The organism is Chloroflexota bacterium (assembly GCA_026708035.1).
In the GTDB taxonomy this organism is placed as follows: domain Bacteria; phylum Chloroflexota; class UBA11872; order UBA11872; family UBA11872; genus JAJECS01.
Window position 1 is genome coordinate 1 of record JAPOVQ010000036.1, and the last position, 22,053, is coordinate 22,053.

Annotated in this window: 20 protein-coding genes and 1 pseudogene; 17 read left to right on the forward strand and 4 right to left on the reverse strand. The window is 67.5% G+C overall.

Annotated elements, in window-relative coordinates; translation table 11 throughout:
- Window positions 1-224: 224 nt before the first annotated feature.
- On the reverse strand, window positions 225-725 hold the full coding sequence (locus OXG33_15055) for a hypothetical protein (GenBank protein ID MCY4115233.1): 501 nt from the start codon (window positions 723-725) through the stop codon (window positions 225-227).
- Window positions 726-1,206: 481 nt separating this feature from the next.
- On the opposite strand from OXG33_15055, the gene OXG33_15060 reads away from it, so the two are divergent.
- Complete coding sequence (locus OXG33_15060) at window positions 1,207-2,115, forward strand: hypothetical protein (protein MCY4115234.1); 909 nt, start codon at window positions 1,207-1,209, stop codon at window positions 2,113-2,115.
- A 125-nt stretch (window positions 2,116-2,240) separates the two neighbouring features.
- Here OXG33_15060 and OXG33_15065 read toward each other — a convergent pair whose 3' ends face one another.
- Window positions 2,241-3,251 (reverse strand): hypothetical protein, encoded by a 1,011-nt coding sequence (locus OXG33_15065; protein MCY4115235.1) that lies wholly within the window; start codon window positions 3,249-3,251, stop codon window positions 2,241-2,243.
- A 400-nt stretch (window positions 3,252-3,651) separates the two neighbouring features.
- Entirely contained in the window at window positions 3,652-7,179 is a 3,528-nt protein-coding gene (locus OXG33_15070) for a leucine-rich repeat protein (protein ID MCY4115236.1), read from the reverse strand.
- 869 nt (window positions 7,180-8,048) lie between these two features.
- Here OXG33_15070 and OXG33_15075 point away from each other — a divergent pair.
- The 16 genes and pseudogenes from OXG33_15075 (at window position 8,049) to OXG33_15150 (ending at window position 21,288) form a co-directional block, all read left to right on the forward strand.
- Window positions 8,049-8,195 (forward strand): annotated as a pseudogene (locus OXG33_15075) (AAA family ATPase).
- A complete protein-coding gene (locus OXG33_15080; protein MCY4115237.1) occupies window positions 8,193-9,023 on the forward strand; it encodes a DUF4143 domain-containing protein in 831 nt (276 codons plus the stop codon). Before OXG33_15075 ends, OXG33_15080 begins: the two are co-directional and overlap by 3 nt.
- A 403-nt stretch (window positions 9,024-9,426) precedes the next feature.
- Window positions 9,427-9,807, forward strand: coding sequence for a hypothetical protein (locus tag OXG33_15085; GenBank protein MCY4115238.1), 381 nt, complete (start codon window positions 9,427-9,429; stop codon window positions 9,805-9,807).
- On the forward strand, window positions 9,804-10,550 hold the full coding sequence (locus tag OXG33_15090) for a hypothetical protein (GenBank protein MCY4115239.1): 747 nt from the start codon (window positions 9,804-9,806) through the stop codon (window positions 10,548-10,550). Before OXG33_15085 ends, OXG33_15090 begins: the two co-directional genes overlap by 4 nt.
- A complete protein-coding gene (locus tag OXG33_15095; GenBank protein ID MCY4115240.1) occupies window positions 10,543-11,970 on the forward strand; it encodes a type IV secretion system DNA-binding domain-containing protein in 1,428 nt (475 codons plus the stop codon). Before OXG33_15090 ends, OXG33_15095 begins: the two co-directional genes overlap by 8 nt.
- 208 nt (window positions 11,971-12,178) lie before the next feature.
- Window positions 12,179-13,063 carry a replication-relaxation family protein gene (locus tag OXG33_15100; GenBank protein MCY4115241.1) on the forward strand — a complete coding sequence of 295 codons (885 nt, stop codon included), beginning with the start codon at window positions 12,179-12,181 and terminating at the stop codon, window positions 13,061-13,063.
- Window positions 13,064-13,202: 139 nt separating this feature from the next.
- A complete protein-coding gene (locus tag OXG33_15105; protein ID MCY4115242.1) occupies window positions 13,203-13,394 on the forward strand; it encodes a hypothetical protein in 192 nt (63 codons plus the stop codon).
- A 90-nt stretch (window positions 13,395-13,484) separates the two neighbouring features.
- Complete coding sequence (locus OXG33_15110) at window positions 13,485-13,823, forward strand: hypothetical protein (protein ID MCY4115243.1); 339 nt, start codon at window positions 13,485-13,487, stop codon at window positions 13,821-13,823.
- A gap of 20 nt (window positions 13,824-13,843) precedes the next feature.
- A complete protein-coding gene (locus tag OXG33_15115) occupies window positions 13,844-14,323 on the forward strand; it encodes a hypothetical protein (GenBank protein MCY4115244.1) in 480 nt (159 codons plus the stop codon).
- Window positions 14,324-14,327: 4 nt separating this feature from the next.
- Window positions 14,328-15,248, forward strand: a complete 921-nt coding sequence (locus OXG33_15120) for a hypothetical protein (GenBank protein ID MCY4115245.1) — start codon at window positions 14,328-14,330, stop codon at window positions 15,246-15,248.
- 3 nt (window positions 15,249-15,251) lie between these two features.
- Window positions 15,252-17,000: a hypothetical protein gene (locus OXG33_15125; protein MCY4115246.1), complete on the forward strand. Its 1,749-nt coding sequence runs from the start codon at window positions 15,252-15,254 to the stop codon at window positions 16,998-17,000.
- The gene (gene cpaB / locus OXG33_15130; GenBank protein MCY4115247.1) at window positions 16,997-17,719 is read left to right on the forward strand and encodes a Flp pilus assembly protein CpaB; all 723 of its coding nucleotides are present in this window, start codon (window positions 16,997-16,999) and stop codon (window positions 17,717-17,719) included. The genes OXG33_15125 and cpaB overlap by 4 nt, the downstream gene beginning before the upstream one ends.
- Window positions 17,716-19,074 carry an ATPase, T2SS/T4P/T4SS family gene (locus OXG33_15135; protein ID MCY4115248.1) on the forward strand — a complete coding sequence of 453 codons (1,359 nt, stop codon included), beginning with the start codon at window positions 17,716-17,718 and terminating at the stop codon, window positions 19,072-19,074. Before cpaB ends, OXG33_15135 begins: the two co-directional genes overlap by 4 nt.
- Window positions 19,071-19,937, forward strand: coding sequence for a type II secretion system F family protein (locus OXG33_15140; GenBank protein ID MCY4115249.1), 867 nt, complete (start codon window positions 19,071-19,073; stop codon window positions 19,935-19,937). The genes OXG33_15135 and OXG33_15140 overlap by 4 nt, the downstream gene beginning before the upstream one ends.
- On the forward strand, window positions 19,934-20,851 hold the full coding sequence (locus OXG33_15145) for a type II secretion system F family protein (GenBank protein ID MCY4115250.1): 918 nt from the start codon (window positions 19,934-19,936) through the stop codon (window positions 20,849-20,851). Before OXG33_15140 ends, OXG33_15145 begins: the two co-directional genes overlap by 4 nt.
- Complete coding sequence (locus OXG33_15150; protein ID MCY4115251.1) at window positions 20,848-21,288, forward strand: A24 family peptidase; 441 nt, start codon at window positions 20,848-20,850, stop codon at window positions 21,286-21,288. The genes OXG33_15145 and OXG33_15150 overlap by 4 nt, the downstream gene beginning before the upstream one ends.
- Before the next feature lie 39 nt (window positions 21,289-21,327).
- On the opposite strand, the gene OXG33_15155 is transcribed toward OXG33_15150, so the two are convergent.
- Window positions 21,328-21,906: a DUF6226 family protein gene (locus OXG33_15155; GenBank protein MCY4115252.1), complete on the reverse strand. Its 579-nt coding sequence runs from the start codon at window positions 21,904-21,906 to the stop codon at window positions 21,328-21,330.
- Window positions 21,907-22,053: the final 147 nt, after the last annotated feature.

A 22,053-nucleotide genomic window follows, 5' to 3' on the forward strand; every position in this document is an offset into this window, starting at 1 on the left:
TACAGGTCGAGCTCCCACCGGAACGTTCGTAGTTCGGTACGCTCTGGCCCACCAGGCGGCGAATCGACAAGCATTGGACGGCGAATAGTCCATTCTCGGCCGTCATTGGCAGCGAAGGGGGCTGGAACCGATGTCGGATGGGACTCTGCGCCCCGGGGCGAGCCGTGGGATGAGGGGACGGGGAGCTCCCAATCGCGAACTGCCTTATTCCTCACCAAACTCACTCATCTCGCGCCCTCGTGAATACGGGCTCGGGCCAGGCTGATCGTCAAGTCGACCACGGTCTGCTTTCTGATAGTGAGAATGAACGGCACCCAAACCTCGAAGTTCCTGCGCCCAACCTCCACCCAAACGTGGGCGGTCGCCTTCTCCTGAAGATCGTCACCCGGCGGCTCCTGCAATGTCCATGTGACGTTTTCCCGCACCCGGTCAGTCAGAACGCTCCTATCCGTGCTCCTCGCGGTGGGCTCTCCCTCTATAAGGAATCCAACTATCTGGTCGGCCAAGGCGTCCGCCCCCTCGACCGTCCAAGCTGCTACCACATCTTTCGTGGGGTCCTCCGATGCGCCGGTGGTGATCGGCGTGGGCGTGGGTGTCGGCGCGGGCGTAGGGGTCAGCGTGGGCGTGGATGTGGAGGCGGGCGTCGGAACTAGGCCACAGCCGGTGACAAGTAGGGCGGTGGCCAGTACAGACAGGCTGGCGCTCCACCCGGAAATGACTCTCATGGGAGCCTCGCTACTCCCTTGTTCTCTCGTGGAAGTGGCTCGGCCAGCCGGGGGTTGCGTTCTGCGATTCTCACTCATCTAGTGGTGAGAGCACCAGGCTACCCTTCGCTCTTTCTGATGGATTCAGTCTTCAGCGCGACGGTGTAGATGCCCACCTTTCAAGTACATCAAGATGCCTGCGCCTGCCGGCGGTCGAGCTTTTGTGGACTGCGCGGTGCCGCGCCGCCAACTGCCGCGAGCGGACCATGGCATGCAGGCACAGCCCGACGGTTACCGTCAGGCACGCGATGAGCGCGGCGCTGCCCAAACACCTCTCCAGCAGACCTGCAATGCCCAATTCGTCTCTTCCATGGCCGCGTCCGATCGCCAGGTTGCATGCGCCGGCGAAGGAGACCCGGTTGTCGCCTAGGCCACCGCGAGCTACGTTGCCTTCGGGTGGGCAGCGGGGCCCACCCGATGGACGGGGGCGCCGATGCCGCGCATGCCACGCCCTACGCCGGCCACCATCACGAGCGCGATCCCCACTATCGCCGTGGTCGTGCTCGTCGTCGGGGCGCTGGTCATCGCGCCAGCGGCGTGTGGGAACGCGGTGCCCACTGCCGAGGCGCCAGCACTCATTGTGCTGCCAGGAACGACGGTCCGCCTCGGGGATGTCATCCCGGACGACGTGATTGCCTACTACTGGGAAACAATGTCGCCAGCGGAGCGAAAGCGTCTGGACGTCCAATCACTCGATGCGCTGCGCGACTATCACGTGACGGGACCGGCCGCGGTGCCGTACTTCACGTCCGGTTCGCCTGCCGAGAGCTCAGAGACCGTGCGGATCTTCACGGACCCCGGTGAGGTCGAGCGGCGGTTGGCCGATGCACGCGCGGCGTACTCGTCGGGCGACATGCGTCGGCGGGCCACCGAGGCGGTCATCAACGCACGGGTGCCAGCGCTGCACATTCCATCGGGCACGACCGTGCGCATGGGGGATGTCTTCCACGACGAACTCATCGTCTACAGTTGGGAACGCTTCTCGCCGGCGGAACGGGAGAGCATGCGGCGGTCCAAGGGGTGGGAGTCGCTTGATGACTTTCGCGATATCCGCTACACGGGACCAGTTTTGGTACCGGCCGTCGCGGGCGAAATACCCGTAGAGCCCGCGGATACCGATCCCTGCGGCAACATCGTAGTCAGCAAGTTGGTGGTTGAGGTCCCGGTCAGCGGCGATGACGACGCGGGTCCCCAGTCCCCGCCGCTGCCCGAGATCACCGCGCCCGAGGTCGGCGAGCGCCTGGTCGGCGTGCCGGTTGAGACGGCGGAACCATGCGAGGTCCCCCCGAACGCCGTCGGGCGCAGCGTCAAGCCGGATGAAATCACGTTCACCCCCTCTGGTTTCAATTGATTGGAAGGAGACGCCGATGAAACGCACTATGCTAGCCGCCCGTGGCAAACCTGGCGTCGATAGTCGGCACTGTCACGCTTGGCATGGTCCGTCCCAACCCTTGGCCTTTGCGCGCGGCGGCCGGGTCACCGTCCATTGAGAGTGATGGAGGCAAGTACCCCGTCGCGGCTCGTGAGATCGAACTCGTCGCCGTCTTCGGTCACCGCGATCATCCGGCGCGAGTAGTCGCCGGGCGGCAGCGGTCCGCCGGTCGTCTCGGAGACCAGTTCTTCCGGCAGCGGCAATCCGAACTCGTGCGATGGCGGGGCGAAATGGAAAACCTCGGTATAGGTCTGGGCGCCGGTATCGAGGGTCAGCAGGACTCGCGCGATCGGCTTTTTGAACCGGCAGCCCGCCCGGTTGGCGCTGTCGGCGGCCGTGCGCAGGCGGTCGTCGAGCGAGCCCAACACGATGCGCAGATCGCCGCCGATGTCCGTCATGTCGCACCCGCCGACCAATGCGACCGCGCCCGGAACGTGCAGGCCGAACTCGTAGGCGACCTCGTTGTAGCGCCGACCGAGCGGAGCGCCGGGATCGGGGTATGGCCATTGCCCGATCACGCGGATGTGATAGTCGCCGGGGTCCAAGTCGAGATCGAGCGCGGGATAGTTCGGTCCGAGCTGCAGGGATTCGACCATGAGGTTCCCGTGTCGGGTGTACACGTTCGCGAACACCCTGTCCGGCCTGGTTTCGGACTCAATCGTGATGGGAATCCGCTCGCCCGGGACAGCCTCGGGGTACGCATTCACCCCCGACCAGATGCCGTATTCCTCGCAGACGCGACCGGATTCGGCTCCGAGGTGCCAGCAGTAGCGGTGGGGCGATCCCCAGACCGGCCCGCTGGGGTGCACCAGCCACATGACCCGCAGCGGCGGGACGGGCCAGCTGGCCGGCCACACGCGCGTGGCTGCCGGCGCGTCGTTGTCGGGTTCGGCCGCGCGGGATTCGGGCAGTTCCGGCGCCGCCGTCGCTATGCGCGTGGTGGCCGGACGGGCGTCGTCGCGATGCCTGGGCTGCGCATTGTCGTCGGGACCGCACGCGATTGCCGACACCGCTACGACGAGGGCGGCCACGAACGCCTTGAGCGCGCCTCTCATGCGAGCAATCAGAATCCGATGCGTCGAGAACAACGGCCGCTTAGGTGTGGCGGCCGATAGGCAGGCACCTGCCATTCGCACAGTGCTAGTTCTGACGATTTCGGCAACATCTAGTGTGGCGAACAGTGTGCCGCAGAGGTGATGCTCTGGAGAGTCTTCGCCTAATCACCTTATAGATCACATCCATAGAGGTACCGGGCGGACAGCCTGGGATGCCAGGACAAGGCTGGCGGATGGGGTCCGCCGGCACGCATCGTGCCGGCCAGGCCCACGGAATCTGCGTCCCCACTGCGTTGGCGGCGATTGTGATTGAAATTCAGATTCGACTCCGCCGCCCTCGCCTCGACCGATGCGCCGCTCCGCAAGGTCTAGCTTCTGGATCGCCACACGCACGATCCCGTCAGCGCTTTCGATTTATGGATGCGGACTTGAGCCCCCGACCTACAGCATTGTCTGCGTACACCCAAGCCGATACCGACGCCCAACCGTCAGGCGGGTCAGAGCTATGAAGGATAAGGCTTGCGGATCTTTGGGTGACATCAAAGACCCGGATGCTTCGGATTGGCACCCCGTTAGCATTCTTCCAGTGGCCCTCAACAAAGTACGAGAGAATTGGACTCCCCCCATCATCAATAGGGGGATTCCACGAGAAATCAAACGATGAGTTGATCTCTAGAGCGACCGGCGCCCCCGGCGGATCATTCCCATCGGTGACGGTGACGGTGAGATCCTGGGTGACGGTGCGGGCCCGAGTACTCGTGCCGCCGGTGGCAGTGACCGTAAGCGTGTAGCCATTTGAGTCGTCGTCCGTCCCACCCTGCGGATCTTCGAAGTTGGGCGCTGTGCTAAACGTGAGCACGCCAGCGCTGGTAATCGCAAAAAGGGCCGCGTCCGTCCCACTGAGGGTGTACCCCGAGATGCTGTCATCTGCGTCGGGGTCGGTAGCGATGACGGTTCCCACGGCCGTAGTGTCCTCCGCTACGCTGAAGGTGGCGCTGGACGTGAACGTGGGCGCTTCGTTGGCGTTGGTGACAGTGATGGTGAGGTCGTGAGTGGCGGTGAGGGCCCGGTCATCCGTGCCGCCGGTGGCGGTGACGGTGAGGGTGTAGCTGTTGGAGTCGTCGATAGTGCCGCCCTGCGGGTCTTCGAAGTCGGGGGCCGCGCTAAACGAGAGCGCGCCGGCGGTGGTGATGGCGAAGAGGGCCGCGTCCGTCCCGCTGAGGGCGAACGCCACGCTGTCCGCAGCGTCGGGGTCGGTGGCGACAATGGTGCCGACGGCCGTCGTGTTTTCCGCCAGGCTAAAGGTGGCGCTGGACGTGAACGTGGGCGCTTCGTTGGCATCGGTGACGGTGACGGTAAGGTCCTGGGTGGCGGTGAGGGCCCGATCGCCCGCGCCGCCGGTGGCGGTGACGGTGAGGGTATAGCTGTTGGAATCGTCGTCGGTCCCGCCCTGCGGATCCTCGAAATCCGGGGCCGCGCTGAACGAGAGCGCGCCCGCGGTGGTGATGGCGAACAGGGCTGCGTCCGTCCCGCTGAGGGTGTACCCCGTGACGCTGTCATCGATGTCGGGGTCAGTGGCGACGACGGTGCCGACGGCCGTGGTGTTCTCCGCGAGGCTGAGGGTGGCGCTGGACGTGAAGGTGGGCGCCTCGTTGACGTCAGTGGCGGTGACGGTGAGGTCCTGGGTGGCGGTGAGGGCACGATCGCCCGTGCCGCCGGTGGCGGTGACGGTGAGGTTGTAGCTGTTGGAGTCGTCGTCCGTCCCGCCCTGCGCATCCTCGAAGTTGGGGGCCGAGCTAAACGTGAGGACGCCAGCGCTGGTGATGGCGAACAGGGCCGCGTCCGTTCCGCTGAGGCTGTATCCCGTCACGCTGTCATCGGCGTCGGGATCGGTGGCGGTGACCGTGCCGACGGCCGTGGTGTTCTCCGCGAGGCTGAAGGTCGCGCTGGACGTGAACGCGGGCGGCTGGTTCTCGCTCACGGTGATGGCCACCGTGTCCCGGTCGCTGCCGCCCTTGGCGTCCATGACGGTGACCCGGAAGGTCAGCGAGGCGGCACTCGACGGGGCGGTGAACGTGGGGCCGGCCGCCGTGGTGCTGCTCAATGTGACGGTGGCGCCGGCGGATTGCTCCCAGGCGTAACTCAGCGTATCGCCGGTGTCGGGATCGCTGCTCCCTGAGGCGTCGAGCATCACAGTCGCCCCGGCGTCTACCGACTGGTCGGGACCCGCGTTGGCCGTGGGTGCTTGATTGGCGGCACCCACTCCCGTCTGGATGCCGTTGTATTTGATGGTGACGCCGTTCGTTGCGACGCCGGAGGCGGGGAAGCTGGCGGAGGTGGCGCTGACCGTGACCGGCGCATCGCCGCTGGGTGCCACGGTAATGGCCGAGCTCTCGCCGCTGCCGGCAGCCACGGTGACGGACCTGTCAGACAGCGTCCCACCTTGGACTGACAGGGTGACGCTCATGTCGAACGGCGCCGCCTGGACGACCACCACCAAGACTTCGGTGGCCGCCGTCTGCTTCACCTCCGCCGTAAAGGTGAAGGGGCTGCCCGGATTATTGTCCAGGAACAGCCCTTCGAGGCCGGTGAGGCCGGCGAACAGGTCGTCCGGCAACGCCGCGAAGTCGTTGTTGTTCAACCGCAGTGTGGTGAGGCCGGTGAGGCCGTCGAACACGTCCGCTGGCAGCGACGCCAAGTCGTTGTTGTTCAACCGCAGCGTCATGAGGCTGGTCAAGCCGTCGAACACGTCCGCTGGCAGCGATGCCAGGGAGTTATTGCTCGATCGCAGGTACTGCAGATTGGTGAGGCCGTCGAACAGGTCCTCCGGCAGCGCCGTCAGCGAGTTGTTGTTCAGATAGAGCTTGTTCAGGCTGGTGAGCCCATCGAACACATCCGCCGGCAGCGATGCCAGCGAGTTGTTGTTCAGCCGCAGCGTGGTGAGGCTGGTGAGCCCGAAAAAGTCCCGGGCCTGCACCGCCGCGAGGCTCTTCCCCGAGAGATCCAGGGTGCCCGTGATGCCGCGCAGGTCGGGGTCCGTGACCTCGGCGCATGCGCTCTTGCCAGTCAGTGCGTCCAGGATCGCGCTGCGCACCGCGGTGGTGCGGTCGCACACGCCCTCGGTGATGGTCACTGTTGCCGAGGCGTTGCCACCCAGTTGGTAGCTCGACCCCTCGGGCAGGGAGATCGTCACCACCAGCGTTTCCCGAGCGCCATCGTCGATGTCGCTGTCGTCGGTGATGACGATGGCGATGCTGCCCTGGGTGGCGTCGGCCGCAATGGTGATCGAGCCGGTGGCGGTCCCGCTGTAGTCGCTGCCGTCCCCGTTGACGGTCGCGGGGTCGTCATCCGCGCCGATGGCGTAGTTGACGGTGAGTGCTGATTGGGGCGCAGGTGCCGCAGTGACGGTGAAGGTGGCCGTGCCGCCCTCCGCCACCGCCACGTCGGAGCTCAGCGAGACTGTGGGGGTCGTGAGCGTCGATGTCCGGCCCCAATTGCTCCAGCGGAACCAGGTGCTGGGGCTGCTCTCGGACGGCGCCCGAACCCCGAGCACGGCGATCCAGTACTGCGTGCCGGCGGCCAGCCCGGTGACCGTGGTGACGTGGGAAGTCTCGGTCACCGGGTCCGATTGAGCAGAGGCGTCCTGCGACGGCGGCGGGTCGGGCACGGCCAGTTGGAAGCGGCCGCCGGAGCCGTCGGTCTTGACCACGTAGATCCAGTGCACGTCGGTGTCATCCGCGGGCAGCCAGACCACGGCGATGGAACTGGTCGTGGGATGGATCAGGGCGGTGATTTCGGGAGCTTCTCGCGTTGAGTCTTCTGGGGACTGCGCCTGCGCTACGCCCGCCTGGGACGGCCCGGGCAGGAGGTGGGGTTGGCCCAAGGCTCCCACCGCGGCCAGCACCAGCGCCACGGCCACCATCCGCATGAGTCGCCCGTGTCGCCGCCCGCCACGCATGCTCCGCCTCCCGCACTCTGGCCGGTCCGCCGGACCGGCGGGCACCTCAGTCGCGATCGTCGAGCGGGGCCCTGAGGCCAGCGGGACCGTGACTAGGTCTCGAATATTCACAACCTGAATCTACTATAAGGGCGTTTGCACTGCCATCGACCGGCCGAGCTTGGATTCGACAGCGGAATTCCGGGAGCCGTTCGAGTGCGGGAATTCGGAGCCGCCGGCCTGTGAAGCCAGGCCCGGCGAAGGCCGGGATTCCCCCGCCAATCTGAGTCGGGGTCGTCACTCCCAGAAGCCCGCCCTACATGGTGAGATGGATTTGAGAGGTCACAACGTCTGGCAGAGTTGCGATTATGGCTTCACGATGGTGGTGGTTGCCAGCGGTCGGGTGCGCCTCGAATGGCGTGGGTATTGCAGATCAGCTCGCAATTGCACCCTAGGCCATGGGCAAATGCTGGTGAAATCGATACCACACTGGCTGGCACCTCCGTGAAGACTGCTGCACGGTTGAATGGCCGCCGGTAGGAGTCCCGCCGCCACACCGATCGGATGCCGGCACGACCTTCGATGAGTCACGTCGGGGCTCTGTGCGACACCAGGGGCACCCGCCGAGCGCTCCGATTCGGGGCCAAGGGCCACCGGAGTCTGGCGAACGGGGGATAGGTAATGGCGGCGCGGATCCTACGGAATCATCACCAAGGCTGCTCTGGTCGGCACCATTTGCCTAGTCGCCTCTTGAATTCCGAGGTGGGCCAAGTGCGCGGGTCTTTGGAGTCGCTACGCGACCGCGAGGCGTGATCTGGCGGTCGTGACCCGGTGACAATGACGACGGGCAGCCGGAGCCCAATCTCCCGGCAGCTGCGAAGCAGGCGATTGACCGAGAGCGTCGACCGGGCAGATTCCTCCTCACCGGGTCAGCCAACCTGCTGCTCATGCGGCAGGTCTCTGAATCCTTGGCAGGTCGAGCAAGCTACTTGACTCTCTGGCCGATGACCCGCCGTGAGCAGCTGGGGCTAGGGCGCGGGGGTGTCTGGGACGACTTGCTGCAAGCCCCGGACGAGGACTGGGCCGACGTGGTGAAGGCCCAACCAGACGTCCGTGAGGACTGGCGGCCGTTGGCGCGCCGCGGCGGATTCCCGACCCCGGCCCTGCACCTGGCAACGAGTGAGGAACGGGCCATCTGGTTTGACGGCTATGTGCGCACGTACTTGGAGCGCGACCTGCAGAGTCTCTCGTCCATCGCGGCACTGCCCGACTTTCGCCGGTTGATGCGGGCCGCCTGCCTTCGCCTGGGGCAGCTCCTCAACCAAACCGAGCTTGGCCGTGATGTCGGTCTGGCACAGCCAACCGTCCACCGCTACCTCAATCTGCTGGAAACGTCGTATCGGCTCGTGCGACTCCCGGCCTACGCGGTCAATCGGACCAAGCGGCTGATCAAGTCGCCCAAGGTCTATTGGGGCGACACCGGCGTGGCGCTGCATCTCAGCCAAGAGACGGACCCGCGCGGCGCACATCTGGAGAACTTGATCCTGCACGACCTCCTGGCCTGGCGTGATGCGCGACTGGACCTGGCTGACGTCTACGACTGGCGCACTGCGGTCGGCGATGAGGTGGATCTCGTGATCGAGGCCGGCGACCGGCTGTTGCCCATTGAAGTCAAGGCGACCACGCGCCCACGACGCCGCGACATCGCCACGCTACGCACATTTCGGGCCGAGTACGGGAACCAGAGTCGACCTGGCTTACTGCTCCACGCGGGCGAACTCGTCGATTGGATCGCACCCGACGTCCTAGCCGCGCCCTGGTGGCGCGTCATCTAGGCGGTCGGACAGCTCCCAGCCGGCCCCTGTCGACATCGGTCCGGCCTGAGATTGCGCGGTCGATCTACAGCGGGGTGATTGAGACGATCCTGCATTACGCGTGCTTCTCGCGTCTGACGATTCCGGCCCGCGCGCCGGCAAGGCTCGCGACCCCGCGAGCTCGGGCCCGAGCCTTGGTCCGGTGCTGTTCAGAGATGCCGGCTAGCCGTGGAACGAGATTCCCATCCGCCCGTTCGATCTCACTGCCGAGGTCGACTGAATTCTCCCGCGCGGAATTACGGAATCCTGGATTCCCGGCCGTTTCCCGCGCCCCTACGGTAGCCATACGCCGCTGAACCGGGCGCCGGAGAAGCCGCCCGGTGCGGCGGCCTACGACCGACGACTAACGAAAGGTGGATGTGTCGTGTCGCGACAGCTGGGGCGCCTGCGCGCTGTCGAGCAGGAGCGCGACCGACTGGCGGCGCTCCTCGAGCGGCGGCTGGCGGCCGTCGACTCCGCGGCCGACGCGCAGCGCGACCTGGCAGCCGCCCGCGGCCGAATTGTCGACCTCGGCCGTGAAATCGAGAAGCTGCGCCACCAGCTTGAGAACGCCCGCGGAGAGAAACGGCGTCTCGAAGGCCTGCTCGCGCGCACGCAGACGGCCGCGCGCGGCTACGCCGAGCACCTGGACGCCGCCGAACGCCGCCGAATTGGCAGTTCGTGGCCACGAGTGCTCGCGATGCTCGCTGGGCGGCGCGATGCGCCCGATCCCATCCACGAGTCCCAGCCGGAGGTGACGACATGAGGACTCCTGAGGCCCGGTATCTGCTGGGTGCCTATCTCCGACCGAAGCGGTCCTGGGTGCTCCCGCTGTGGGATGACCCGGAGGCCGGTCCACCGGTCGATCTGGCCTTCGACGGGCTGGAGCCCGACGAACTCGTCATGATCCGCACCATCGCCAGCCGGACCGGCGATCGGACCATTAAGTGGGGATGGACCGCGATCCAATCCCTGCGCGCCGGTCGCTGGCCGGGACAGGGTGGAATCCTGCAAGACCTCGGCCGGGGCCTCGGCGGGGCCCTGCGCGAAATGCTCGCGTTCTTGCTGTCCGGTGCTTCGCATACGCCGACGGAGCGAGGCGCCACGCGCGAACAACTGGCCGGGGCCGGCGTGGCCGAGGCGAAGGTTCGGGATCGCCTGATCGATCTCGAGGTGCACGTCATAGTGGGGGCGCGGGACAGACGGAGCGCCCGCGCCCGCCTCAAGCTGGTCCGCGCAGTTTTCGAGGACTGCGCCGGACCCTTCAACCGACTGGTGGCGCGGCGGCCGTGGCGCCGCCGCGCGCACGTCCGCGCCGTGGCGGAGCAGCAGGCTTGGCCGGGCGCTAGGTTTACCGCCAGCGTAGAAGAAGCTGTCGCACTTACCGGCCGGCCTCGGGGTGACCTCGTTGGGTTCCGCGGACGGCGTGTGTGGACCCGCAACAGCCCCCGCCGGGGTCAGGTGCCGGTCGACACCGACCTGTTCGTCGGACAAACGCCCCATGGCTGACCGCCACGCGGCCGCGACGTATGGATTGAAGCCGGACGACGCGCTGAAGCATCTGTTCGTGGTGGGCCCCACCGGCGTGGGCAAGAGCACGTTCCTGTTCTGGTTCGCCCTGTCGGCCATCCGGCGAGGCCACGGCGTCCTGCTGTTGGATCCCAAGGGCGACCTGGCGCGGTCGCTCCTGGAAGCCGTTCCCGCCGACCGTGAGGCGGACATCGTGGCGCTCGACTTTGCGGACACCGACTGGCCGGTGGGCCTAAATCCCCTCGACGTGCGGGACGCCGATGAGGGCGACCGCGTGGCCATGGCCGTCTACGCGCTGCTGCGCGAGCTGGTGCGCGGCGAGGATTTTCTCTGGGGCACGTCCATGTCGCAGGCCTTCGCCTACGGCTTCCGCACCCTGGCCGCCAATCCGCAGATCAAGCCGACCATGCTCGACCTGGAGCGGCTGTTCATCGACCGTGAGTGGCGCGAGAGCCTGATGCCCAACGTCAGCGACCCTTTCCTGCGCTCCTATTGGCGGAACCAGGTCGATCGCATCTCGGTCCGCCAATTCGAGATGACCTTCGGCGGCGCGCTGCGGCGGATGGCCATGTTGGTGCAGGACCCGCGGGTGCGCAACATCCTGGTGCAACCGCGCTCGGCGGTGCGCTGGGACGGCGTGCTGCAGCGGGGCGAGATCGTGCTGGTCAACCTGGACCAGGCCGACACGGCGTTAGGCGCCGCCGGATCGCGCCTGCTGGGCAGCATCCTGGTGACGCAGTTCTGGCAGGCGGTGCTACGGCGGCCGGCCGGTGATCGGGCACCGTACTTCGCCATCATCGACGAGTTCCAGGAGTTCCTGGATACCGGGCGCGACATGGGCGCCTTCTTCGAGCGTTCGCGCAGCTACGGCGTGGGACTGGCGGTGGCCACGCAGAACCCTGGGCATCCCCGGCTGGCGGGCATCATCAGCAGCGTGCTGCTCAACACCCGCACCCACGTGGTGTTCGGCGGCCTGCGGGAGCAGACGCGGCACTTCGCCATGGAGATGGCGCCGGCCTTTACGCCGGCGGAGCTGGACGACCTGCCCGCCTATCACATGGCGGTGAAGACGCTGGTCGACAACCGGCCGGCCCGCCCGTTGGAGGCCACGGTGCCGCCGATGCCGCGCGGTGATCCGGAGCGAGCGGCGCGCATTCGCGACCAGGCCCGAGCGGCCTTCGGGCAACGGCGGGCGGATCTGGACCAGCTCGTGGCCGCGCGCTATGGCGGGCTGACCAAGACCGACGCAGCGCCCGAAAAGCCTGCCGCCAACCCACCCGAGGCTGCCCCGGCAACGAACGATGGATCCGACGACTCGCCGGACGGGTCGCCCGGTCGGGCCGATCTGGCTGCGCGGCCAAGCGGCGACGTGCCGGGCAATCCGGGCAACCAGGCGTGACCGCTCTGCGAGCCGCGGCGACACGGCCCTCCCGACATCGCCCGCTACATCGCCGCGTGCATCATTTCGCCGCCCGACACCGTCGTGTCGCGAATACGACATTCCAGAGTATTTCGAACCGAGCGAAGTATCGGTCGTTGCCGAATGTTCTGACAAAACTCCCACCGTCGCCTCGCGTAACTATCATGCTGATTCCGCAGGTCTCCTCATGATCTGGGCCCCCCGCCAGGTCCAGGTCCTGCGCCTGCTGCGCGCCCACCGCTACATGGACGTGGCGCAGGTGCACCAGGTGGTCTACCAGCCGGTGAGCCGGCGGGCCGCCCAGCGCTGCCTGACGACGCTCCACCAGCAGGGCCTCGTGGTGCGCGCCAGGTCGGCCTGCGGCGGCGTGGGTGGTGGCAGCGGCGGCTACGTGTACGGCCTGTCGGCCAAGGGTGCCGAGGCACTGGAGCACATCGACGACGCGCCGCGCGCCCAGATCCCATACGTCCGCGACCCCGAGAACTTTACGCCGCAGCGGACGCGGCATCAGCTGGCGGTGAACCGTTGCTTCATCGCCCTCTGGCAATCCCTGGAGTCCGCCGCCGGCCATCAGCTGGTGCGCTGGAACTCCGATCCGCACCTCCGGATGCGGTACCGGGCGAGCGGGCGGTGGCAGGTGATCAACCCCGACGGCCTCGCCCAGGTACGCAGCCCGGCCGGCGACCACTGGCTCTTCTTCGAGATTGACCGTGGCACGGAGGAGCTCCGCCGCTATGCGCAGAAAGTGCGGCGGTATGCGGGATTCTGGCAGTCGGGCGCGTGGCGCTCGGAGTTCCCGGTCTTCCCCGAGCTGCGCATCACCACGAACCGCCGCTCGCGCGTGGTCAGCCTCCGCCAGGCCGTGGAGGCCGCCCTGCGCCAATTGACGGACGGCGGCGGCAGCGACATGAACCACGTGCTGCGAATCGCCCTGGCCTGGGAGCCGGCGTTTCTGGCCAACCCGCTGGGCCCGGTGTGGGAGCCCGCGTTTGCCAACGGTGACCACCGACAGCCCGTCCTGCGTGCGCCCGGGTCGGCGCGCCCTGAGGGAGGGGAGGGCAGCCCGACATGAATCACTGAGGCGCCGGCGGGGGCGAGGTGTAGTTGCCGACCCCCGCCGGCGCCTGATCCGACCTGCGAGGACCGGCCGCGAGGCTCGCGGCGTTGGTCTTCGCCGACCTTCGTCCATCGTACGACTGCGAGGAACGCCAATGCTTGTGCAGATCAAAGACCGGCTGGCGGCCGGTCTCCGGGGCATCGTCACCGACGAGCGCGGCAACGCCACCGAATACATCGTGATCGCCGGGATCGGCGTGGCCATCTTCGGCGCGGCGATCGTGGCCTGGAACAACGGCCTATCGACCTATCTCGAGGGCGTCCTGACGGAACTGACCGGGCTTTAGGAAGTGCGCCGGTCACAGTGGTGGGTTCGGTGCCGCCGAGTCGTGCCGGGCTCCGAGCACGGAGCGGTGGGCGCCGAGGCGGTCCTGTCAATGCTGGTCACCGTGCCCGTTCTGCTGGCCGTCATCGCCTTTGCCCAGCTGCTAGGCGCCTGGCAGGCCCAGAACCATGTGGCGGCGGCGGCGGCCCGCCAGGCAGCGCAGGAGGGCGGCGATAGCGCTGCTCTTCGCGCCCGGGTTGCGGCGGACCTGGCCGCCGCGGGGCTCGAGACCGGCGACGTGCAGTTGACGATCCATCCCGCCGCGGTGGACTGGCGCGAGCCGGTGACGGTCGAGATGCAAAGCACGCAGCGCGTTCGCATCCCCTTCCTGCTGGAACTCGAAGTGCCGCTCCGCTCGCACTTCACCACCCGGGGCGAGGTGAACCGGTGACGGGATGGTCGCGTTCCGACATGGCCGACGAGTCCGGCGGCGTCTCCGGCATGACGCTGGCAATGCTCAGCCTGACCCTGCTAGTGGCGGCGCTGGTGATCGACATCGGCGCGATCAGGGTCCAGCGGTTGCGGTTCGTCGATGCCCTGGAACAGGCCGCCGTCGTGGCCGCCGGGCACATCGACGCCGGCCATCTGGCGGCTACGGGCAAGGTGCGACTGGCGGACACGGCAGCTGGCGTCGCCCGCGAATACCTGCGGCTCAACCTACAACCATTAGACCGGCAGATCGCGGGATCCACAGCCACCGCGGTGGCCGGGGCCGCCGAAATCGCCGTGACCAATCCAGGCGGAATCGATCCGATCCGCAACCGCACCGCCGCCGCTCCCACCGTGTCCATCCGGGCCGAGGTCCCGGTGCGCACTGGGCTGCTGCGGCTGGCGGGCCTGCCCAACACCCAAGCGCTGCAAGTAACCGCGAGCGCGATGACAAGGAGCTGATGCCATGCGAAGTCCGCGATATCGATCGATCACCGGGCGCTCGGTCCGTTTGCCGCTGCTGCTGGTGGCGGCAATGACCGCCATGACCGTAGGGATGAGTACGTTGACCGGCTGGATGCTTGGTTCCGCTGCTGGGTCGCCCTCCGACCAAGTCGCGCCGCCGGTGACGGCCATGGTCGCGTCCGCCGGCCCCGAGACGTCGCCTGCGGTCGGCATCGCCGTGACCGCCCTGACCATCACCGCAGGTGTGGACGAGCCGATCCCGCTGGCCATCGGCGAGCGGGCCGGCCTCCGGGCTGTGGCGGCGCTGGCGGACGGCACCTCCCGCGAGGACGCCCCGGTGCGGTGGTCCGTGACTGACGACGAGGTGCTGTCGGTCGATCCGACCGGCGTGGTCACCGGACGGACGCCAGGCCAGGCGCGGGTGCATGCGGTCCTGCCGCCATTCGACGCCTCTGTCGCCGTCGTTGTCGGCGGTGCCGAGACCGTCGCGCCCGGCCAGGCCGTCGCACAGCCGGACCCGGATGAGCTGGTCCGCCAGGAGCAGCGGCTGCTCGACTGGGTGACATGGGTCCGCGAGCAGCTGGGTCTGCCAGCTGTCGCGGTCGACGACCCGCGGTGCGGCGCCGTGCGGACGCTGGTCGCGCACGCCCTGCGCCAGGGCGGGATGGACCAGGTCCGGCCGCAGGCCCGTCAGCTCCGCGCGGCGGAAGCCGGCGGATGGGCGGTCCGGCTCTGGCCCGTTGGCTTGCCGGCCGCGTGGCATGAGGCCGGGTTCGATGACGTGTCGACGCTGATGGGCGACGAGGCGCGGTCCTTCTTGACCGATCCGAGCGTGGCCCAGGTTGCGGTGGGTCTAGTGTTCGATGGGCGCGCGTCCGACCAGCTCTGGGCGGGGGTTGCGGTCAAGCGAAGGGCGCCGTAGACGATGCGGCGCGCGGCCTCGTGGCTCGTGGCAGTCCTCGGCCTGGTGCTTGCCGTCGGACTCGCCGCCGAGGCGCGAGCGGACCATGGCTACTGGGAAACCGAATCCGTCTGGATAGAGCCGGTTGTCGAAACCCGGACGGTCTGGGTGCCGGGCCGGTGGGAAGAACACACCGTCTGGGTACCGGGCCAATACGAGACCCGCACCAACATTGTTTCGGAACTCGTATGGGAATCTCACATGGTGTGGGTGGACTCGGGCTACTGGGACGAGCGCCGGCGGTGGGTGGAGAGCGGCCATTGGGTGGAGCTCTGGGACGACGATGCCTCGCAGCCCTACACGGTCTGGGTGGATACGTCGCACTGGGAAAGCGACGAGGTCTGGGTCGACACCTCGCGCTGGGAGGATCACGGCCGCTGGGTCACGGTGCTGCGCCAGCAGGTCGTCACAGTCTGGGTGCCGGGCTACTGGACGACCGAGCGTCGCCGGATCGACGGCTACCACGTAGTGGACGAGGTCGTCACGGTGCCGGGGCGCTACGAGACGCGGCGCCACTGGGTAGCTCTCGCGCATCCGACGCCCACACCCAGGCCCACGGCTACGCCACGCCCGGCCGCATCCCCCACACCGACCCCATCGCCGACGCCGGCGCCACCAAGCCACGGGACCTGCACCATCCCGTCCGGCATCTACAAGGTGACGGACTACTACGCGGGCACTCAGGACGTGGAGACGGAAGGCGGCATCGACTACCAGACGGTCACCGACAATCGACCCAACGATCTCTACGCCGTAGATCTGGGCAGCTACGCCAAGGGCGCGAGCAGCCCCTACGACGGTGCCGCCTTCAACGGCCGCAATCGTGACGTGAACGGCGAGCTACTGGCCGGCACGTTCTATCAGAATTATCGCAAGCGGCACGGCTGCTACGTCCCGACGAACATCGTGTTCTTCCAGGACGATCGGGTCCGGTTCACCACGGGCGTGACGACCTCTCCAACGCCGACGGCGACCGTCAGCCCGACGCCGACAGTGACGGTGACGCCGACTCCGACCGTGACTTCGACGCCAACGGTAACGGCGACGCCTACGGTCGCGATAACGGATCCGACGCCGACGAACCCACCGGGCCCAAGACCGCCCGGTGATCCAGGACCGGATCCTACGCCGACCAACCGGCCGGGGCCGAAACCACAGCCGTCCAGTGGTCCGGATCAGCCGACGCCGACGCCGGAAACTCCACAGCCGCCGCGTGTGTCGCCGACGCCGTCCAATACTCCTCGGCCTCCGGCGCCAACGCCGAGGCCGGCCTACGACCCGCCCGTCGGCGCCCTTCGCGTGGCGCCTGTGGTGGCGGGATCGGCGCTGACCGGCAACGTCCAGGGCTTCTCGGCCATCGAGGTGCTGCGCGGTGCGCCGATCGATCTCTGGGTCCGCGCGAACGTCGAGCCGCCGGCCACGGATCCCGCGGCGACCGTGGCGCTCACTCAATGGACTCTCGTTCGCGGGGCGAATGACCGGCCCGGCGGGACGCAGCCCGGCGCCAGCGGGGGACCCGATGAGCCCCTCCGGCTGCAATGGAACGACGTGACGCCGGTCGTTGATGGCCAACTCCGGCCGTACGAGTTGCACCTGCGGACGCGCATCCGGGTGACCTACGGCGACGGCACGACACGAGACTTCGATCTCGAGGGATCGATTGCGGTGACTGTGCGCTACCAGGGCGCCACGACGTGGGAGGACGACCGATGAAACGGCACTGGCTGTTGGCCGTGGGACTGCTTCTGGGTCTCGCCGCCGGCGTGCTGGTCTATCAGAGCATGCAAATGGCGCCAGTGGTCACGGCAGCACGGCCATTGGATGTCGGTGATCGGCTCTCGCCGGGTGACCTTTCCGTGCGGGAGGTCAATCCGGCGGCCCGTCCGGCCGGCGCGCTCACCTCCCTCGACGCGGCCGTGGGCGCCTTTGCCACCGGCCCGATTCCGGCCGGGCAGTACATCGTGTCTGGACAGCTCGCGGACTCGCGCCGCGCCGCGTTGCTGGCGCATGCCGGGTCGATCGCACCAGGTCACGCCCTGATTGCGATCCCGGTCGATGCCACGCGAGCGTTGGGCGGTGTGGTGCCGCCCTCCCAAGTCGTCGATGTTCTGGTGGCAAGCCCCGAACCCGCCGCCGACCGGACGCTGTCCGGATCGGTGCCGCAGCACGTGGAGGTGCTCGGTCGCGGCGTGCTACTGGTGGAGCTGCGCAGCGACCGCGGCGAGGCTCTGCAGGGCCCTGCGGACGACGACAGCTTGGCCCGCCGAGCCTCCGTCCGAATCGGCGCCGCCGTGCTGGCGGTGCCCACGGCGGACGTGCCGCGGTACGTGGCGCGGATTCCCACCGGAACGTTCGTGCTCAGCCAGCGTCTCGATGTGCCCACCGGCAGCGCTTCGGTTGGTCAGCATCAGACCGTGCAGGGCAGGCCGTGAGTTCGGCGGTTGCTGCGACGACCGACGTCCACCAGATGTCCAGGCCAACCGTCGGCACACTCAGGGACGAGGCGTTCCTGGCTCAGGTGCGGGAGCGGCTGGTACGGACACTCGACCCCCAGGTATTGGATCCGTTCAGTCCCGCGCCCGACCGAATTGACCGCATCAGCACGGTTGTCCACGCGCATCTCGCCGAGGCATATCCCCGGGCGATTCCGGATCCGACGTTGGTACAGCGCCTATGCGACGAGCTGGCCGGACTGGGACCGCTGCAATCGCTGATGACGGACCCCGAGGTGACCGATGTGCTGGTGAACGGACCGACAGAGGTGTGGGTGGAGCGCCGGGGACGGCTGGAGCCGACGTCGGTGCGATTTCGGAATGCTCAGCATCTGGCGGCGCTGATGGAGAAAATCGCGGCACTGGTCGGGCGGCACCTGTCGCTGGAAAGCCCCTGCGTAGATGCGCGCATGGCCGACGGCAGCCGGGCCAATCTGGTGATCGCGCCGGTGGGCGGACCCTGCCTCTCCATTCGCAAGCACCGGCGCGTGCGGCTGGCGCTTCGGTCGGAGCAACCCGAAGCCTCGGGTCGTATTGGAAGCGAAGAGGCCGCTGTGGATTGGGTCACCGCGGGCGGGTTAAGTGAAGCGATGGCGGCGTTTCTGGCCACCGCGGTTCGCGCCCGCTTGAACGTGCTTGTGGCTGGTGCCACGGGGGCGGGCAAGACGACGCTGCTGGCCAGCCTCCTTGCGGCGGTGCCTCCGACCGAACGCGTGGTGATCATCGAGGACACTACCGAGCTGGCGGAGCCCGACCAGGGCCACACGGTCCGCCTGCAGTGCGTCCATGGTCAGCGCGCCGTCGACTACCAGGACCGCACGGTGTCGGTCGCCGACCTTCTGGCGAACGCACTGCGCATGCGGCCCGATCGACTGGTGGTGGGCGAGATTCGCAGCCCCCGCGAGGCCTATGTGTGTCTGGAGGCGCTCAACACCGGTCACGCCGGGTCGGGAACGACCATTCATGCGAATGGGGCGGCCGACGCCCTAGGACGACTCGAGACGCTGGTGCGCCGCGAGTATCGCGATTTCGCGGCGCGAGAGCTGCGCGAGCCCATTGCGCGCGCATTCGATCTGGTGATCCATGTGGGACGGCTCGCCGACGGCCGTCGCGCAGTGCTTGAGGTCATGGAATTGGCCGGCATGTCCACTGACGAGACCTACGACCTGCGGCCGGTGTTCAGCGCGGAGCGCACGGCCGCCGGCGGCAACATCGTGGGCTTTGAGGCTAGCAATGGCTACGAAGCGGGGCCAAAGGTCCTGGCCAAACTCCGAATGCAGGGCCTGGTCTTGTGAATCTCGCCGTCGTCGCCGCCGCGTCATCCGCGGCCGGCGTCGTTGCGCTTGTGCTGGCGTTTGCGCCGGTCCGCCGGCCCTCCGACTCGCCCGCCCGCAGCTGGGTTCAGCGTCGCCTCAATCCTATTGCCGACTACCTGCATGAAGCCGGAGTGGCGGTGGCGCCACCAATCTTCCTGCTGATCAGCGGCGGGACATTCACGGTTGGGGCGGTCGCCGGTGGACTGGTGGCTCCGCCGCTCGTGCCGGTGGGAGCAATTGTCGGGGCGATCGCTCCTTGGGTGGTACTCCGCACTGCCGTTGGGCGGGCACGGGCGCGCGCCGATCGCGAGGCGCTCGTCCTGCTGCGGTTGCTGGGCGCCCACCTGCGGGCGGGCGCTACCTACATTGAAGCGCTGCGAGCTGCCGCTGAGGGCGTGGCGACGCCGCAGGTGCGAGACGATCTGGCGTGGGTCGCCAATCGGTTCAGGTTGGACCGGCCACTGCATGGGTCGTTGGCTGCGGTCGCTGCGCGGACACCGGGCCGCCACCTGCGCCTGGCCTATCGCGTGCTGGCACGGGCCATCGAGCACGGCGTGGCCGGACGGCGTGCGGTGACCGCGCTCGAGGGCCTTGAGGCGACCGTCGCCGCGAACCTCCGTGCGCACGAGGACCTGCGGGCCAAGACCCGCGGCCTGCGGATTCAGATCGTCGTAGTTGCCGTGGCGATCCCGGTCATTCATCTGTATCTGCGGGGGACGAACCCGGAGTCGTTCACCGTCATGGACGAGCCCTTGGGGCAGTATGTGCTGCTCCCGGGAGCCGTGATGTGTGAAGTTTTCGGGCTGTACCTGTGGCGACGCTTCACTCGAGCGCAAGCATGAGCGGCCCAGCAGTGATTACCGCGATGGCGGCTGCCGGTGCCGTGAGCATTCTGGTGTCCGTCGCGCTCAGCTGGGTCGCCGACTTGTTCGGTGGAGCCCGCCAGCGCCGGGTGCTTCGTTTGACGGAGGCCGACTCCCAGGCCGCGACCCGGCCACCCGCGGGTATGGCCGGCAACATCGGCGCAATGCTCGACGTCGTCGGCCGGCGAATCGGTCGCCATCAGCACCTGGTCAGCGCGCAGGATCTCCGTGACGCAGGCCTTGAGTCGGCGTGGGTGACGCCGCGGACCGTGGTAGCCATGAAGCTGTTGTTTGGCGGGAGCGTGGGCGCGGCGCTAGCCCTTCTGATCCCTTGGGTGCCGGCCATGATGGTGGGCGCGCCAATCGCGGGGCTCCTGGCCTTCGTGGCGCCCTCCATCGTGATCGACGCTCGCAAGGCCTCTCGTCGCAAGCGGATCCTGGCCGAGGTGCCGGACGTGATTGCCGAGTTGCGTGGACTGATCAGCACTGGGATGGGCGTCGAGCGTGCGCTGCACATGTTGGTGGAGGACGACGCGTCGGACGCGGCATCTACCGAGCTGGTCCGTGAGATCCGGCGGACGATGGCCGCTTACGGCCTCGGGGTACCGCTGACCGTGGCCCTCCAAGAGGCGTCCGACCGATTGGGATCACCCGAGTTCGAGGCTTTCGTGCTGGCGATCAAGCAGGCGCGCCGGCTAGGTGCGGAGCTCGAGGCCGTCCTGGATCAGCATGAAGTGGGACTGCGGGCCCAGCGGCAGAATGCTGTCGACGCGGCGGTGGCGTCGCAGGAGGCCAAGGCCCAACTCGTGATCGCTATTTCTTTCTTGCCCGCGTTCATGCTGCTCATCTTTGTTCCCATGCTCCTGAGCATCGCCAAGGGACTCTTTGGGTGAATCCGGGGCTCATCGGGCTTTCGGTCGCCCTCGGAGTCGCGCTGTTGGCCTCGATCACCGACATCCGTGAGCGGCGAATCCCGAATACGCTCATCGTCACCGGCCTGGTCGCGACCAGCGCGCTAGCGGTAGTCGGCGGTTGGTGGGTGGACGCACTCGCGGGCAGTGGCCTGGGAATGGTGCTGCTTGCGCTTCCGCGGCTGGTGGCGCGCGACGCCGTTGGGCTCGGAGATATCAAGCTCGCGGGCGTTCTGGGAATTGGTACCGGGATGGCGGTGATAGTGGTCGCTATTGGTATTGCAGTCGTCGCAGCCATGCCGGTGTTCGTGTGGGGTGCGCGAAGTGGGCGACGCTGCAGGGTGTTGCCGTTTTCGCCCTTTCTCGCCACCGGTGTCGTTGGGTGTATGGCGGTGCACCTCGCTGCCGGTGGTGGCTAGTACTCGAACCTGCAAAGCCCGGAAGCCGCAGTCGTGACCCTAGCCGATGGTCCGTCTACGACGCCAAGGCTCCCAGATCAAATCCAGGCGACGACGGCCACCGGCCATTTCACGCGCGCGCAGACCATCAACACGGGATCTTTGAGCACGGATCCCGACTGACGACCAGAATTTCGTTTCCCTCCAACCAGTCCGCCTGAAGGAAACGAGGGGACATCGGATCGCTTCGAAGAACCTCCCGGCGACTACGTCCTCGACCATCTCGGTGAGCCGTTCGATTTCGCCTTCTGCGGACTCATCGCACGCGTCGCAGCCACAGCTCGGAAAGAGCTCGCTGTACCACCGCCCGAATCGGACGTGGAGACCCGGAAAGGTTGAGAACACCACCGCAATGGGGGCGGCGTCGTGGTTACTCGGGCTGAGTCGCACATGCAGACGTGCAGGGTCCAGTCCCTGCTCCAGTTCCGCGTCCAGACCGTAACCATCAGTACGCTCAACGTCGAAGTCGTTCTCCAGCCGGCCGATGATCTCTAGCATGGCCGAATGCAGCGGTTGAAAGCGCTCGGCGTTGGTCAGGCGGCTGTACGCTGGATCTTGGGGGAGGTCCTGGTTTCCCACGTTTCGCATATCCAAGCCATCCAAGCATCTCCTTACGTTCCTTGTTCCACTCCATCCTCACGCCGAAAGAAAGTCCAACTGGGACGAGCGGGCGCCGCGGAGATCGAGCTGCCGAGGCGACCGCGCCCAGCTCCGGATCCGCTGAGG